The organism is Saccharicrinis aurantiacus (assembly GCF_947489045.1).
Taxonomy (GTDB): Bacteria; Bacteroidota; Bacteroidia; order Bacteroidales; family Marinilabiliaceae; genus Saccharicrinis; species Saccharicrinis aurantiacus.
This window is the reverse complement of the sequence record NZ_CANLCN010000004.1, coordinates 227,699-243,263: the sequence shown is the minus strand read 5'-3', so window position 1 is coordinate 243,263 and position 15,565 is coordinate 227,699. Positions and strand designations below refer to the sequence as shown.

16 protein-coding genes are annotated in these 15,565 nt (G+C 34.6%); 9 read left to right on the top strand and 7 right to left on the bottom strand.

What is annotated here, in order from left to right:
• Positions 1-66 precede the first annotated feature (66 nt).
• The 7 genes from tssR to QMO11_RS07000 are packed head-to-tail and all read right to left on the bottom strand — an operon-like array spanning position 67 to position 7,458.
• Positions 67-2,457 carry a type VI secretion system protein TssR domain-containing protein gene (gene tssR / locus QMO11_RS07030; protein ID WP_282036645.1) on the bottom strand — a complete coding sequence of 797 codons (2,391 nt, stop codon included), beginning with the start codon at positions 2,455-2,457 and terminating at the stop codon, positions 67-69.
• A 21-nt stretch (positions 2,458-2,478) separates the two neighbouring features.
• Entirely contained in the window at positions 2,479-3,378 is a 900-nt protein-coding gene (locus QMO11_RS07025; RefSeq protein ID WP_282036644.1) for a PKD domain-containing protein, read from the bottom strand.
• Position 3,379: 1 nt separating this feature from the next.
• Positions 3,380-3,901, bottom strand: a complete 522-nt coding sequence (locus tag QMO11_RS07020) for a type VI secretion system transmembrane protein TssO (protein WP_282036643.1) — start codon at positions 3,899-3,901, stop codon at positions 3,380-3,382.
• A 58-nt stretch (positions 3,902-3,959) separates the two neighbouring features.
• On the bottom strand, positions 3,960-4,460 hold the full coding sequence (locus QMO11_RS07015) for a hypothetical protein (protein WP_282036642.1): 501 nt from the start codon (positions 4,458-4,460) through the stop codon (positions 3,960-3,962).
• 6 nt (positions 4,461-4,466) lie between these two features.
• Positions 4,467-5,411, bottom strand: a complete 945-nt coding sequence (locus QMO11_RS07010; RefSeq protein ID WP_282036641.1) for a type VI secretion system baseplate subunit TssG — start codon at positions 5,409-5,411, stop codon at positions 4,467-4,469.
• A gap of 10 nt (positions 5,412-5,421) precedes the next feature.
• The gene (locus QMO11_RS07005; protein WP_282036640.1) at positions 5,422-6,579 is read right to left on the bottom strand and encodes a hypothetical protein; all 1,158 of its coding nucleotides are present in this window, start codon (positions 6,577-6,579) and stop codon (positions 5,422-5,424) included.
• A 9-nt stretch (positions 6,580-6,588) separates the two neighbouring features.
• Positions 6,589-7,458, bottom strand: coding sequence for a TssN family type VI secretion system protein (locus tag QMO11_RS07000; protein WP_282036639.1), 870 nt, complete (start codon positions 7,456-7,458; stop codon positions 6,589-6,591).
• A gap of 415 nt (positions 7,459-7,873) precedes the next feature.
• Here QMO11_RS07000 and tssD (QMO11_RS06995) point away from each other — a divergent pair, with 415 nt between their 5' ends.
• From tssD (QMO11_RS06995) to QMO11_RS06955, 9 genes are all read left to right on the top strand, one after another.
• Positions 7,874-8,293 carry a type VI secretion system tube protein TssD gene (tssD, locus tag QMO11_RS06995; protein WP_282036638.1) on the top strand — a complete coding sequence of 140 codons (420 nt, stop codon included), beginning with the start codon at positions 7,874-7,876 and terminating at the stop codon, positions 8,291-8,293.
• Positions 8,293-8,745: a type VI secretion system tube protein TssD gene (gene tssD / locus QMO11_RS06990; protein WP_282036637.1), complete on the top strand. Its 453-nt coding sequence runs from the start codon at positions 8,293-8,295 to the stop codon at positions 8,743-8,745. The genes tssD (QMO11_RS06995) and tssD (QMO11_RS06990) overlap by 1 nt, the downstream gene beginning before the upstream one ends.
• An 85-nt stretch (positions 8,746-8,830) precedes the next feature.
• Positions 8,831-9,307 (top strand): hypothetical protein, encoded by a 477-nt coding sequence (locus tag QMO11_RS06985; RefSeq protein WP_282036636.1) that lies wholly within the window; start codon positions 8,831-8,833, stop codon positions 9,305-9,307.
• Between the two features lie 5 nt (positions 9,308-9,312).
• Positions 9,313-9,756: a GPW/gp25 family protein gene (locus tag QMO11_RS06980; protein WP_282036635.1), complete on the top strand. Its 444-nt coding sequence runs from the start codon at positions 9,313-9,315 to the stop codon at positions 9,754-9,756.
• Between the two features lie 112 nt (positions 9,757-9,868).
• Positions 9,869-11,719: a hypothetical protein gene (locus QMO11_RS06975; RefSeq protein WP_282036634.1), complete on the top strand. Its 1,851-nt coding sequence runs from the start codon at positions 9,869-9,871 to the stop codon at positions 11,717-11,719.
• A gap of 17 nt (positions 11,720-11,736) precedes the next feature.
• The gene (locus QMO11_RS06970; RefSeq protein WP_282036633.1) at positions 11,737-13,581 is read left to right on the top strand and encodes a type VI secretion system Vgr family protein; all 1,845 of its coding nucleotides are present in this window, start codon (positions 11,737-11,739) and stop codon (positions 13,579-13,581) included.
• Positions 13,582-13,622: 41 nt separating this feature from the next.
• The gene (locus tag QMO11_RS06965) at positions 13,623-14,327 is read left to right on the top strand and encodes a DNA-binding domain-containing protein (protein ID WP_282036632.1); all 705 of its coding nucleotides are present in this window, start codon (positions 13,623-13,625) and stop codon (positions 14,325-14,327) included.
• 215 nt (positions 14,328-14,542) lie between these two features.
• A complete protein-coding gene (locus QMO11_RS06960) occupies positions 14,543-14,773 on the top strand; it encodes a hypothetical protein (protein WP_282036631.1) in 231 nt (76 codons plus the stop codon).
• An 81-nt stretch (positions 14,774-14,854) separates the two neighbouring features.
• Positions 14,855-15,565: a PAAR domain-containing protein gene (locus tag QMO11_RS06955; RefSeq protein ID WP_282036630.1), complete on the top strand. Its 711-nt coding sequence runs from the start codon at positions 14,855-14,857 to the stop codon at positions 15,563-15,565.

The window sequence follows — 15,565 nt, the reverse complement described above, 5'->3', positions numbered from 1 at the left end:
AAAATTTTAGTTAAAAAAATATTGTGTGTTTGGTAACAGTACACACTTTAACTGCTTTATTTTTATTTATTGAAACCACTCAGAATCCACCCAGTAGTATGTTTCACCACTTGATGTGATACTGATTGATTCATTTATCTCAATATCTAAGGTTGACTTTTGCTCTTTATAGAATTCAAGTAATGCTTCAAAGTCTTCGTCGCTCAGTAATCGCTTTCGCGAGAAGAATTTTCTTCGTGTTATTGATTTTACCGTTACAGATTGTAATTCGTTTGAATAACTAGGGGCATGAAAAATTAGCTCATGAAGTTCAGCCAGAGTTAATTTATTGGGTTTTTCACTAGGCTTTGTTTTGCAAAAAGGACAATTATATAACCCCTCTAATAAGTTCATCTTAAAAGCTTTTCTTGTTTTTCGGGTAGATTTGTATTTAGTTCTAAGTACTTCTGATGTATCATTAAGGCTAACAAAGTCATCTCTATATTCTCCAGGGCAATCACAATAAGCTTTGCCTTTGCCTTTAGTTCTTTTAGCTTTGCCTATAATTTTAGTGTCTACATTAAGATCTGCAATTCCATCATAAATACTTCTGAGGTTATCTACCTCCAACTCCGACAATAATAATTTGTATTGATAAACAGAATCTGCACAAAGAGTATCGCTGTATGATTTATACCAATACGGATATGTATTTTGAAAACTCTCTTTAAAATTTCTTTCTATTTTATAGTTCTCACTAAGTGAAAAATTATTTATAAATCGTTTTTCATATTTATCTTTTGAATTACCTACAGTAGTAAATGCTTTATCGATACTTTCAATTAGCCCAATATTATCAGCTTTCACTTCAGTTAAAATGCTATCCATAAAGGAAGTAACTTGGTCAAGAAGAATTATTTGGCCTTTCTCTGGGAAGCAGATGCCCCCTTGCGTCATGCTTCTTTTAGGAAAATCGAGGTGATAAGTGTTTTTACTAGATGAAACAAAATCATTTGATTTTGTAATTTGATCAGAGTAAACAATTAATTCTCTTTTATTTTTAGAGAGTAATTCTGATGAATGATTGATTAAATCAGTAAACTGTGTAACAAAATTGTTATACTCATTTTCGTTACCAGAATAAATTTGGTAGGCTATGAACCTGCAGTTGTATTTACTAGCTTTTGCTGCAATAATCGAATCATCCCAAGTGTTTGGTCTTCCTGTTTCTCCAAAAGTGACTATTATATTGGTTGCTGTTTTTTCTTGAGCTATTAAATCTAAACACGTTTCTAAGCCACTCCAAGACTTATGTGATGGAACTGGTTTTAAACTATTATCCTTTGTTAATTTTACGAAATTTGCAATTACTTCATTAAAGCTTGATGAAAATGGAACTTCAGTAGTGCAGAGCCTATCAGATTCGTAACTAGTAACAACCGATGCAAATTGATATGAAAAACTTTTATCAGCAAACAATGGGTTCATATTCTGAAACGAATTTATAAGTGCTGGTAGTTGCTCAATAGTTCGTTTATTGGGTTCAATTAGAAACACAACGTTAATACGTTTCAACTCAGTTTCTATAATTGCTTTCTCATTGTAGCTGATGATGTTTCCGTTTACATTGAAGATGCAATTATCACTTCTATTAATAATTGGAAATAAAGATCCCGTTCTAAAAATGGCACTATCCTTTCTGCTTATAATAGGCTTATATACAATACTACTTGTATGAATATCTTTTTCATTTTTTAGAGCATTATCATCTAAGAATAGTTGCTGTCCAATTCCTTGGATTAAATCTGAACTTACCCAGCCCAATACGTTTTCCTTAATATTATCAGGCAGAATATAAGGCGTTCGTGAAATGAGAACCTTACTTTTATCTGTTGCCCTTTTTAGTATATAAATAATATCATTAGGCTTAGTGAAGCCTGACACATTATACAAACCGGGGCTCATATATGATTTTACAGAATCATTTTCGAAAAATAGCTCAGCATTTTTTACCACATGTGGGTTTGAGATACTTAAGATTGATTTGTTTTTTAGGCCAGTTCTTAGATCGGTAATGCTTTGATTATTTAGTAATAATTTTGATTTATGAATCCATCCATAATATTCAACCTGTTTTCTATTGGTTAATCTACCATTGTCAATTATTTCAGGGTCGTATTTAATTACACTTAGGTAATCGCGCTTTTTTCCTATTACGAGTAATGGTTCGAGATACTCTAAGTCTTTAATCTTTAGTTTACCTCCAGCACTAACCGTAGTATAGTTTTTATCTCTATCAGAATATACAATCCATTCCTTTTTATTGAGAATAGATTTTGGAGCTTTAAGCCCATCCACACAATAATTATATGTATAGGATACTGGTACCTTTCTAATGCGTGTGAACATATTAATTGGCCCACAAGAAGTAATTAGGTATCCTAATATACATACTATATAAATTTTTATATTCTTCATATAAGGGTTAGGGTTTAAGGTTTATCGCTTAGCTAAATCGTATTGGATAATAGTTAACTGACTAATACACGAAGTATTCACTTCATCTAAATCAACAATAACATTCTCTATAATTGTTTTATTTGATCTGCCAATAATCTTTAAGCCTTGACAATAAGAATAAAAGTCGTTGAATTTATTATTATTTGTAACCACAATGGTATTGGCATTGCCACATAAATATCGTTTTAACACTTTGTTATAGTGCGTATTAAACGACCTGCCATTAACTATAGCCTGCAAGTTTGTTTTAATATCCTCACCAATTACTGAGAGTGCATCTGTAGAATCATTTTCTTGATACTGTGCTACAATTTCAATTTGGTGTCTGATTGGGTATTTTGTTGTCTCAGTGCTAAGTAAAACACTATAGAGACCTGGTTGCTTAAAGGCATATAGCGTCTTTTTTTCACGAGCATCAACTCTGCCGGATTCGCCAAACTCCCATCGCCATTTTTCGGCATTACCATCACCCTTAAAAACAATTAATTCATTTTGTAAAGCAACATTAGGGGCGATGATGTTTATTAAGGGGCTTTCGTTTTTGCCATCTTCTTTGCTTTTTACTTCGATTTTGAAATATTTTTCAGCCTTCCGATTGACTGTAAGTCTAATTTGATATTTACCTTCTTCGGTAAAACTATATTTACCCTTTTGCATGTGATAGGTATCTCCATTACCAAATTCCCATAACCACTCGTTAGCACCTCTCGTACTATCAGAAAAAGATATTGCTTCATAAGGAGCTACAACAACATTAGAAACTTTTGCTAAAATTAATTGATCTTTTGAGCAAGATCTCACTAAATAAGAAAAGACAAAAATTGAAATAATTGTAATTACCAATACGATTACCATTCTAATATTCAGAAACCTATGCATTTTACCTATTTTTAAATTTAGACCTAATACTTTCTGTCTTTTTATCAATACCTATTTCACATTCTTCTAGGTTTGATTTAAATGTGCTTATATTCTGTTTCTTACTCCACAGTTCTTTCTTATCAATTAACCAATTGTCATATAGGTTTGCTATTTGAGCGAATAATTTGAGTCTTTTATCCCAACTATTTTGTGTGTATATGTTTCTTAAGTCGTTGATTAGGAATTTTATATCACTTTCTTCATAACTAGCCTGAAGACTTGGGTCAAACCTTTCAATTCTAGCATATATTGAGTCGCAAGAAAGGCCATTTTTTAGCTGGGTATTTTGATAATTCTTAATTCTTTTCATCTTCTTAATAGTGATCACTTTTTTATTAAAAACATCTAGATCTTTATTCTGATTCACTAAAAAGTAAGTACAGGAACCCATGACTATTGCGAATAGTACAAACACATAGATAAGTGCGATTATACGTTCGTAGCGGTTTATGTATTTTGAAACAGTAACTTTTGATTTCATGTGGATTAGCTTGTTCGATTATTTTTTATTAGAGATTACTATAATTTACTAGAGATGTTTACTCATTTAGTATTCCTCCTATCGATAGTTTTCTAGCCAATTGCTTATTGTCTTCAATACATCGTATTAAATCACTTTTTACTAGATCTTCTTCAATGATTAGCTGCCTAATAGAATCATCAACATTTAAAAATACATTGATTTGGTTTCCAATTTTTCTAAATAAATAGGAGTCTTCTTTGGGCAGTTTATCCAATGAATTTAGATAGTTCATTTTCTTATTACTGATCATATTAAGTAGTAATACGTCATTTATTTTCTCGCTAGTATTTAGCATTTGCATATAGTTATACAACGTATCCATGCGTCCTACTAATTCAATCTGATAAGCATTGATTTTATCATACTCTCTTGTTTTACTGCCAATTAGTTCTAATTCTGCAGTGGCAGTATTAATAAAACAGTAAATAGATAATACCCCGAGAAAGGCAGTACTTATTACACTTATAGCAAAGCATAAGTAGGCATTTCGTATTTGAGAAATGTTTTGAGCTTTCATAATAATTTATTTCAAAATAGTATTGATACCAAGAAAAGATACAGCCACGCCCTCTGCTTTGCCTAATTTAAAAACGGCTGACGTTTTATTAAGATTAAATTTGGTTGTAATCTTACAGTTGGCTGGGAATAATATTTCCTCTAAACATTTTAGCATTTTGCCATCTTCTCCTTCGTGGTTAAAGTTTTCGTAATCCGAGACAGACATAGGGCCAATTTCAATCGTAATGTCCGAGTTCCGATCTTCTAAATCACCTCTAGTGAAAAAGTTTTCTCCTAGTTTAATGCGTCCTAAAGGAGATTCAACTTTTGATTTTATATGATGTACGTTATAGTTTGTATTAACTTTAACCGGCATCTCAAATATCAATGCCATTGCTTCAGCAATCTTTTGGTGCGAAGTTCTGATTAAAGGTACTAGTGGTACAACTTCAAGAAATATAGCGGCCCTTCTTTTATTAACATTCTTTATTACTGGCCAATAGCTCATGAAAATGTCTATAAATTCATTTGCATTATTCTTCTTGTCGAAACTCGACTCTTTAAACTGAGTTAGTACTTTGCTTCGGTCGATTTCTTCTTCAAATGGTTGGAAAAATCGCCTAGAATAAAACTCTTCTTCTCTTTGTTCTCTGATTGACTCTAATACTTCTTCTTGAGTTTTATCCTTAAGGCTCCCTTCTGTACTGTGAAATAATCCTTCGGGCATAGTATCGTAAATACTACTTCTATTTGTGGATATTTCTATTTGTTTATAGAAATTGGAGTCGTCGATAAAGATAATACTATCGATATCCTTAGATACATTACGTTTAGACGCACCATTACGCTTAATTAGAACGCTCTCGATGCTTATACCTTTGCTTAATAGTCTGGCAGCAACAGTTTCTGCTTTATAATCTGTATCTACAGCATTAGCAGTTATATGGTTGGGTTGGTCTATGGTGTTCATGGTCAGTTTATTAATCTAGTATACTCCATTTGCTTTTTTGTGTAGAATCTGATTGCGATATACTTTCAGATACTATTATGTTCTCTTTATGTTGTCCTATGTGATCAAGTTGACTAAGTTTTACTAACAAATCTGAAAGAATCGTCATAAAACCATCGATTTGTAACATTGTTGATCTTATTTTGTCATGCTCATATAGAATCTCTAAGGTATTGGCTAGGGTTTCTTCAAATGAGCCAGGGGTTATATCACTCCACTCATAAAAATATTTTAGCAATTCTTCTTTTTCTTTATTTTGAATAAAACTTAAGCTACCATAGGTAACATGAGCTAAAGTTGAGAAATACTGTATAATATCAATTGGAGGCAGATATCGTCCTTTGTTTCTAAATTCGAAATATATAACCGAAATATATCTTAATAAATCTTCACACACTGCTCTAATGTTTTCAGCTAATTCAGTCTGACTTTGTCTGTTTATTACCTTGGATATTATTGTTTTAGACGATTTTTCTATACTACTTAATTTCTGTCCAAGATGATTATAGTACTCCATCAAATCTGGGTGACTAGCCATACTAGTGCACGGTGGTATGTAATTGCCATCAACCTCGTATCTATCCGAACTTTTTCTTAAACGCCCGATAGTAAGATGATGCGAACCAAACTCAGATGTATTTAGTTCTCCAGATGGCATTACATGTAACTCATATTTTGCCCCGGCATTCGGATGTCGGGGAGGTGTTTCTTCTACATCTAAATCACCAGAAGGACATCTATCAAAAGGGTTTACTACAAGAATAATGTCCCACTGCTTCGTTTCTCGATGTCGAGCGCTTAAGGTATGTGAATCAGGTGAGTAGTCTTTAATAAGATAACTCTCATCATCAGGATTAAAATTTACTCTGATACCTGAAGCGGTGATAGCATTGCAGTGTAAGAGCTTAATCTCAATATGCCCTGTTACATGCTCACTAATTCGAATACCATTGGCATTATCCTTATCACCAACCGTTGGTAACAATCCGTAATTGCTATTGGTTAATCGTAAACTTGCATAATCGCGAGATGTATCTATAAAGAAATTCTCCGATTGTATAAAATGTTCTGCCGATACATTCATACTCTCTTGCCAATTAACAAGCTGTTTCTTAGGTGGTCTAATCATCTTAAAATTCTATTGTTCAATATTCTCATATACTCGTTTGGCAACTATAGTGTACCTTTCATGAACTTTGTTCGTTTCGAAAGATTTATTATAATCGATATAGTTTCTTGGCAAAAAGACAGAAGGCTTGGTATAAAAGATCCATCCTGAGTCACTAGTTTTGTTATTGACATCAATTGTTGCCAAAGGAGATTTTACGTTATAATCTGATAGCAGGCGCTTAAACCACACTCCAAATTCCATTTCACTTGGAGCCTTAGCGTTTATAACAATTGGTTCATCATCAGATTCTTGTTTAAATATTTCAATCTTCACAAGCTTTAACTGATCGTAGTTGATAGTGTCATTATTAGACTGATCAGGGCTTTTGTCAAAACACCATACATTATAAATCTCTACTGGAATATTTAGAAATAATTCAACGGATTTACAATATAATAGGGGGATAGCAAATACTATAAGTACTGTTGAGGCCCACGGACCGTAGGATAATTCGTTACTGTAATTAAAAATATAAATGAATAGTACTGTCCCTATTGCCATAGTGAACAGATAAATACTTAACGTGATAAAAAAGCTTGGGGTATCTTTTAGTACCCACGAAATTACTTTTTGATTATAGTATCCTAGTACCAAATATAGGCATGCTATTCCAAAATATCCGAAAGGCATGAAGTCATAATCCAACAGACCTACAAAGCCAGGAATGGCCAATAATAGTATTGATATTGTTAAGTAGGAAAAGAGCCTCTTATTGCTAGCCATATTATTTTTCTTAGCAATTAAGAAACCTAAGCCAATAAGAATTATTCCAAGTAATGGGTATATGATATAAGTTAGAATCATTAAAGAATAGTTATAATTTGGTTGTACAAACATACTGCATTTTTTATAAAAACAAATATTCACTTTAGAAAAAATGTTAAAATTGCATTAACAAAGTATAAATTTCATGTTAAATGTGTATTTATTTTTAGAGTATAATTGACTGTACAGCAAGGTTTGGTGCGGTTTGGGTGTGAAATAACTCTTTGTTGTAAATGTTACGATTTTAACATATATTAATTTTGAATTGCAATTAGTTAATATTAGTTAATTTACTATTTTAATTCACTATTTTTTCTTCCTGTAGTCCTAACGAAAATTCTTGCGAAGCCTTATTGTATATGGCTTTGCTTAAACTATTAACTTTTTGTTAGCTAAATAATGAAATCTAATTGTATATTTTAGTGCTCATTATATTTGTATCTATTTAAAATAATAGATTATATTTACAGCCCAAATTCCTACTATTATGACCAATTTAACAACCTACCTTAAGTTGCATAAACTTGAGAATAACAATGAGAATGGTGGTTTTAGAGATGTTTATGAGCTTAGCTATTGCAGTTATGAGTTGTTTAAACATACCAACCAAAAAGGTGAAGCAAGCAGTGTGCTAAATGCTGGTAATATAAAAATTGCACTACCTATACTTCCACAAGAACCTTTAATGAAATGGCTTTTCGACTCCAATCAAATTGAGAATGGAGAGATATCATCCTACAACCTGAATAGTGAAGTAATAGAGAAAATTTCTTTTAATCAGGCACGCATTGTAGGATTTAGGTTTCATTATGAATCCATGGGATTACAAAATTCGACATGTGTTTTAACTATTAATGCACAGCAAATTACACTGGGTGATAACGAATATAAAAACTACTGGAACTAATGGGTTTTTTTGATAGACTGCTATCTGGTAAGGTATTTTCGGATGCACGACCAGCGAGCTTAGTGGCGGAGTTAGAAATTAGCAATCATAAGTACATTTTAAATGATTTAGATTGGGAGTTTACGCAAGAGGTTGACGATAAGAATAGACCATGCAGTGCATTATACGGTGGGAAAATAAGCTTATCGATTAGTGAACCTGTAGATCAAACTATTTTTAACTGGATTATTAATAGTGGAACCAAACATTCGGGTCAGATTAAGTTTTATCATCACAATAATAACTTTGAAGAGGGTGCACAATTAGAAATTAAATTTATTGATGCTATCTGTGTAAATTTTCATAAACAAGTTATTGACCAGGGTAAAGAAACCATTACCACTTTGGTGCTTTCATCGAGAGTGTTAAAAATTGGAAGTGAAGAATTTCAACAAAAATGGTCTGGTTATTAGCGATTGTGTCTTAAGCGAAAGCTCTTGTTTTAGATTTACTTATGCCCTTGTGGGATTATAATAACACTGTTTAAATGATGCATAAATGAAAGGCAATTTATTAAAAGATTGGTTTACGGCCATGAAACTTGATTTATGGGATAGGGGATATGTTGATTCTGTAGGTTACGTTAAGAAAAGTAATTCAATTTTAGTTCAGAAACCAAAGGTGTCTGAGCTAAATGATTTGAGTTGGAACGAGTATGGTATTGCTGTATCGAGCCATGTTTTTTTAACACAAACCAAACATTTAAGCAAATTTAGCCATACTAAACAACAGGAGTATGCCTTAACATTTGCGATACGTGATGTATTCTCGGGAGAATGGAGCAGTTGCGAGTATTTATTAAGATGTTACAATAACGAACCATGGATACAAAATGTGTATGGCATGGCTCATAAAGAGGCAGAGAAGAAAAATACTTATCAAATGACGAAAAGCAAGCCTTATGAATTGCGCAATAGAGCTAGCTTTTCGGTACGCGGAAGAGAATTACCACAACCTAGAAGATTTAAAAGTTAACGAGCATGGAAAAAAGCAATTACAAACTACCCTTACAACTTTCAGCCTTTCAGAATGATGAAGATGGCCAGTTAGAACGTTGTACCATACTTGAATCTATAGATCAGAACCTAGATTTATTATTAACCACTTGCCCTGGCGAACATGTTTTTAACAAAAAGTTTGGTTCAAGAATATGGGAAATGGATTTTGAAAGAGTATTCTCTCAATCAAAATGGGAAGAGAAATTTAGTGGTTTTGTACTTGAATCGGTCAGAGAAAACGAAAAACGGCTTTCGGATGTAAGTGTACAAGTTAAAATTAGAGAAGTAGTAAAAGAGGATGTGTCAAGCAACTCGGTTGCTATCAGGAAAAGAGTTGATATACATGTGTTTGGCGTGCTTACTGAGTTGAATCAAAAATGTGGGTTTACCTATGCCATGTATTTAGGTCCTCTATCTAAAAATTAGCGTTTTTTTGTTTTAGATAGTAAGTAAATATAAGAGAAGATTATTTAACAAACCAATTGGTATTAATTACAATATCAAATTATAGCACTGTTATAACCAACATTAACCAAAAATGGAATTACAAACAACAAATACGCACTTTACCAAAGAGAGTATTAAAAACAGAATGTTTAAACGTGCGGCAGCATTGTGGGACATTCGTAATATCGATCATCTTGACCCCATTGTAAAGCTTATGATTGAAGCGCTATCGAGCGAAATTTTTCAATTGAGCCGAGAAGTAAACGATGTTGAAAATAGGGTGCTCGAAAAGGTAGCCCGTGCACTAACACCTAGCTCTTCTTTATCGGTGCAACCTGCACATGCCATCATGCATGCCAATGCCATACATAATAATTGCGATATTCTACAAAACTACGAGTTTCATTATAAGAACGCGCACTTTATGAAACGGCACAAACTAAAGCGCCTTTCATTTACTCCAATATATTCTACCCGTGTATTTAATGGCGATGTTGCCTATTTGGCAGGTAGCGAAGGAATATCAAGCGTTGATATTAAATTGGGCAAGGAACTTGAGTTTACCGCTATTAAAAAAGATCCGATTACCAATAAATCCTTATGGGTAGGCTTAGATTTAGCACCGGAGGTAATTAGTTTAGAAAATATTTCGTTCTATTTCGACTTTCCGTATATGGACGAATGCGAAGAATACTTTAGGCTATTACCTCATGTGAAATGGGAAATAGAAGGTTTTCCGCTTCAAACTGAAACGGGTATGTATATATTGAACGATGAAGATGAAAATTTAGCTTCAAAGTTTATAAAAACCTACAATGCAAATAATCAGATTAGTAGCGATATTTTAACCAACTACAATCATCGATTCATTCATATAACCGAACGAACCAGATTAAAACCTAATTTTAGAACTTTGTTTCCTGAAGAAATTAAACACCTGTTTACCGAGGAAACACTTGCAGAGTTAACAAAACCATTGGTTTGGGTAAAACTTACCTTTCCATCAGCATTCACCAGCGAGGCATTACAGGGTTTAAACGTGCAAATAAATGCCTTTCCTATTGCCAATAAGTTTATTAATACCAGTGAGCGAAAAGTTGATGAAATATCAGGCGTAATTCCTTTAATTAAAGAGAGTAACGAATATTTCCTGGATATTGATAATGTAAGTGATGTGAATGGTAACCAATACCATGAGCAAAAGTATAGCATGGAACATGCCGATACTGAGAACCATATATATACGCTACGAAGAGGTGGAATTGAACGTTTCAATACTGCAAATGCACGCGAATTTCTCGATCATTTAGTGGATTTACTACGTGATGAAAGTATGGCTTTTTCAAATGTAGAGAAGGATACCCTTGGAGAAAATGCCAATGATTTATTACGACAACTAAATCAGCTTGAGAGCAAAATTAGTCTGCGAGGAAGTACAGCAGAATCCACTTCGTACATTGTGCTTAACGATAAGTTGTATGAGTCCACAGCATTTTTTATTAAATACTGGCTATCTAATGGTATAATAGGTAATGGCATTAAAGCATCGGAGGTATTAGGTTTTACTGATATTACCGATGTTAACCGTACATCAACCGTAATGTTAACCACCTCGCGCGGCGGGAAAGAAGCACCCGATGCTAAAACCCTAATGGAAATGTACAAATTTGCGCTTACCTCGCATGGTGCCATATATTCTAAGCAAGATGTAAAATCGTTTTGCGCTATTTACTGTGGTAATTTTATATCTAACATCGAAGTTAAATCGGGTTATGGTATTGGTCGCGAACCTAAACAAGGTATTATTAGAACCATTGATGTACACCTAAAACCATCAGCAGAAACATCGCCACAAAAGCTAAACAATATGAAGGAAGGGCTTTTGGCTGCCCTTTACGAAAAATCGCCACAAGAGTTTAATTATCAATTAATCGTTAAATAATTCTAACACCTAATATTATGTCTTTACCACAATTAAATGTAGTTGAAACCGAAGTTAAAGTAGCCGAAGAACTTGTTGATTTTGTAGGCTTAAATCTTGAGCAAAACATGAGTGGACATCATGTTTTTGAAATTAAGGTGAACTATAAGCCCAATAAACCCAACGTTTGGTCAACCACTCCTGAAACGCTTTTTGAGCAACTGGGCGAAACAGTATCTATTAAATTTACCCATGCTGAAAGTGGCGAAACGTCAGAATTTAATGGATTAATAACCAACGTTAAGGTTGGGGGTAGCAATGGCGACCAAGGTTTTGTTATACTACAGGGTGGTAGCCCAACTTTACTATTAGATATGGATCCTTCAATGGGTTCGTTTATGGATTACACGTTAAGTAATATTATTAGCGAAACCCTAGAAAATACTGGTGTAGGTATAGAGTTAGTTGATAATGCAACATTTACCACTATTATGCCCTACATATCGCGCTACAAAGAAAGTAGTTATGCTTTTATGGCTCGTTTGGCAACTGCTTGCGGCGATTGGTTTTATTACGACGGACAAAAACTAATATTAGGTAACCCGGGTATTGAAAATGATACAAAGGTTTCCTTTGATATGGAGCTAAGCGATATTGTAATATCAGCAAAAGTAAATAGCCTAAATACTGAAATATACGATTACGATAGTGCCGAGAGTGATTACAAAGAAGATGCTCCGGTTGAAAATATTGATGGTATTAACAGTTATATGCGTGTGGCATTGGATAAAAGTTCTCCTTTTTTCCCGAACCCTGCCAAATTACCAACCAACAGGTTTATGGTTGACGAAAACGATATTGTGGCACAAATGCGTGCTATATATAGTCGTAAATACTCACAAATGTCAACCATATCGGCTAAAAGTAATACCTGTGCCATTCGTATTGGCGAGTTAGTTACCACACGTTTACCCGAAAGTTTACAACAGGATGTTGGTCCGGATTTAGGTCGTTACAGAGTAACAAAAATTACACATGTTATTGATGATAAAGGTTTATATAGCAATCTTTTTGAGGGAGTAGCAGGTATGACTGAGTCTATTTTGAATGATACAATAGCCCAACCTACTGCTTACCCCGAGGTGGCAACCATAGTTGAAAACGAAGATCCGAATACATTGGGGCGTGTGAAAGTGCGTTTTTTATGGATGAGCGACGACCAAACGAGTAATTGGATACGCGTACAAACGCCTAACCTTGGGGCTGCCGAGAATAACGAAAGCATGCATGGCTTTCATTTTATACCTGCTATCGACGACCAAGTTATGGTTGCCTTTGAACATGGCGACCCATCAAAACCCTATGTAACGGGTAGCTTGTTTCATCGCGATAATGCTGCGGGTGCTTTACCAGATAATGTAAAAAGCAAAATTGTGAGTGCAAGCGGACATACCATTGAATTAGATGATACCGAGGGCGAAGAAAAAATAAACATTTACGATACCGAAGGTAGCATCATCACCTTTGATACAGCTGCTCAATCCTTATTTATTCAGAGTACCGAGAACATTGAAATTACTGCCAAAAATATTTCTATTAACGCCGAAGAAAACATCACCATAGCAGCAAGTGGCAATGTGGATATTGCTGCCGAAGGCGATTTAAACAACCAAGCTCAGGGTAATGTGGCCATACAATCGAGTGGCGATACTACGGTAGGTAGTGGCGGGGCATTAGCATTAGAAGCCACCTCTGATGCAACAATGGCTGGTATGAATGCCATTATTGAAGGATCGGTAAGTGCCGAATTAAATGCCACACAAACAAAAGTAACCGGAAGTGCCATGACAGAAGTGTCAGGCGGAATCGTGAAAGTAAATTAATTTGTATTCAAATATTTATTAATCTTTAAAATCAAAATTCTATGTTAAAGTACGGTCTATTTAAAAATCACTTAACAATCGACCCTGATGATTATGTAGCTATTCCTCAGGATGTAGAAAGTAAAACTGAAGAAGATATTTTGAAAGAAATGGTAGTACCCGGCGGTGTTACTACCACGCAAGCACAGGCAGTTTTTACGGCGCGGCGCGAAGCAATTTCTAAATTTTTAGAACAAGGTTATGCGGTACAAACTGATTATTCGGAGCTTAAACCCGGTATTAAAGGTGTTTTTAATAGCGATGAAGAAAGTTTCACAAACGGAAAGCATACAGTGGCAATAAGCTCATCGTCGCGCAAAGTGTTAAAAAACATTGCCAACAGTATTAAGGTAGAAAAAGTGAGTGTGATAGAGCGTAGCCCTATAATTATGAAATTTATAGATACAGCTACCCAACGCGAAAACGAAATTATTACTCCTGGTATGGTGGGTGAGCTAAAAGGGGGTTATCTAAAATGCGATACGGCCGACGAAACACAGGGCGTATTTATTATACTACCCGATAATACAGCGCTTCGATGTACAAATTACCTGCACAATACCGCATCAAAACTCATGTTTTACATACCCAATACCCTAAGTGCTAACGATGAAATAAACATTGAAGTACGAAATAAATTGGGCGGAAGTACCAAAGCAAACCGTATAGGAAAATTTGCCATTGATTTAACAGTAACCTCTATTTAGAGCTATACAAAATAAAATGCAGTAGGATAACATAGTTTAACTCTACTGCATTTTAATGTAAACTCAATAAGGCTGTAGTTTAAACCCTTACTTAGGATAAAGTGTGGCCTTATTGAGTAAAAAGTGTAACCTTACTGGGTTTCACTTAAGTAAATTAGATGCAGTAATATGAGCTGTAAATTGGTTGAAATTATACTTAATTAAAGAAAGTTGAAATGTTAGATAGATTATTTTTAAAATATTTAAGTAAGCAGGGAAAGGTAGCTTATTTTGTGGGTCAAATATTATTATTTGCTTTATGGGCATATATATTATTAGTACCTATGGATTACTCCATGGAAGACGGAAAGCCACTATTTGTAATTGGTATGATTGTTATACTAGTGGTTTGGGGCGGTGTTTGTTTGGGCTTTTGGCGAGATAAAACTGCGAAAAGAGATAACTGATAAAACAATAAATCATCGATTCTATTAATCAACAACAACAAATAACCAATGGACAATAGCCATTGACTAATAAACTAAATTATGCCAGGACCAGCAGCAACAGTAACCAGTATGCACGTATGCCCTATGGTTACAGGATATATACCTCACGTAGGTGGCCCCGTAAGTGGCCCAGGAGTACCCACAGTATTAATAGGCAGTAAACCCGCAGCCGTAATGGGCGATATGTGCGTATGCGTTGGGCCTCCCGATACCATAGTACAAGGCGAAGCAACCGTGCTCATTGGCGGTAAACCAGCGGCCACCATGGGTAGCATGACTGCCCATGGTGGTAGTATTACCGTGGGCGAACCCACCGTGCTTATTGGCACAGGTGGCTCCCCTGCAACTTCTGTTATGCCCATTAGTAAAATACCCTTTCCCGAAATTAGAATGGTTGATCGCATTGGTGCTGCCATGCGTGGGCAATCATCTAGTTTAAAAGAAGCTGAGGCTAATCAGGAGCAAATACGTCAGGATGCTGTGGCCGAGGAAAGTAATGGTGAACCTAGGATCTACAACGTTAGATGGATTAAGGAAGACAAAAAAATAAGCGATTCTAAAGAGCTTAAACAAGTTAAAGTAAAAGCAAGTGTAAGTGGAATTAAAGACGGAGAAACGGTTAACTTTAAAATAAACCGTAAACGAATTGAAGATGAAGAGGAGCAAGTGATTGAGCTAAGCGGAACGGTTGCTGATGGTGAAGTAGAAGCTATTTGGGATATTGAAGAAAATGAACCAAACCAAGAATAA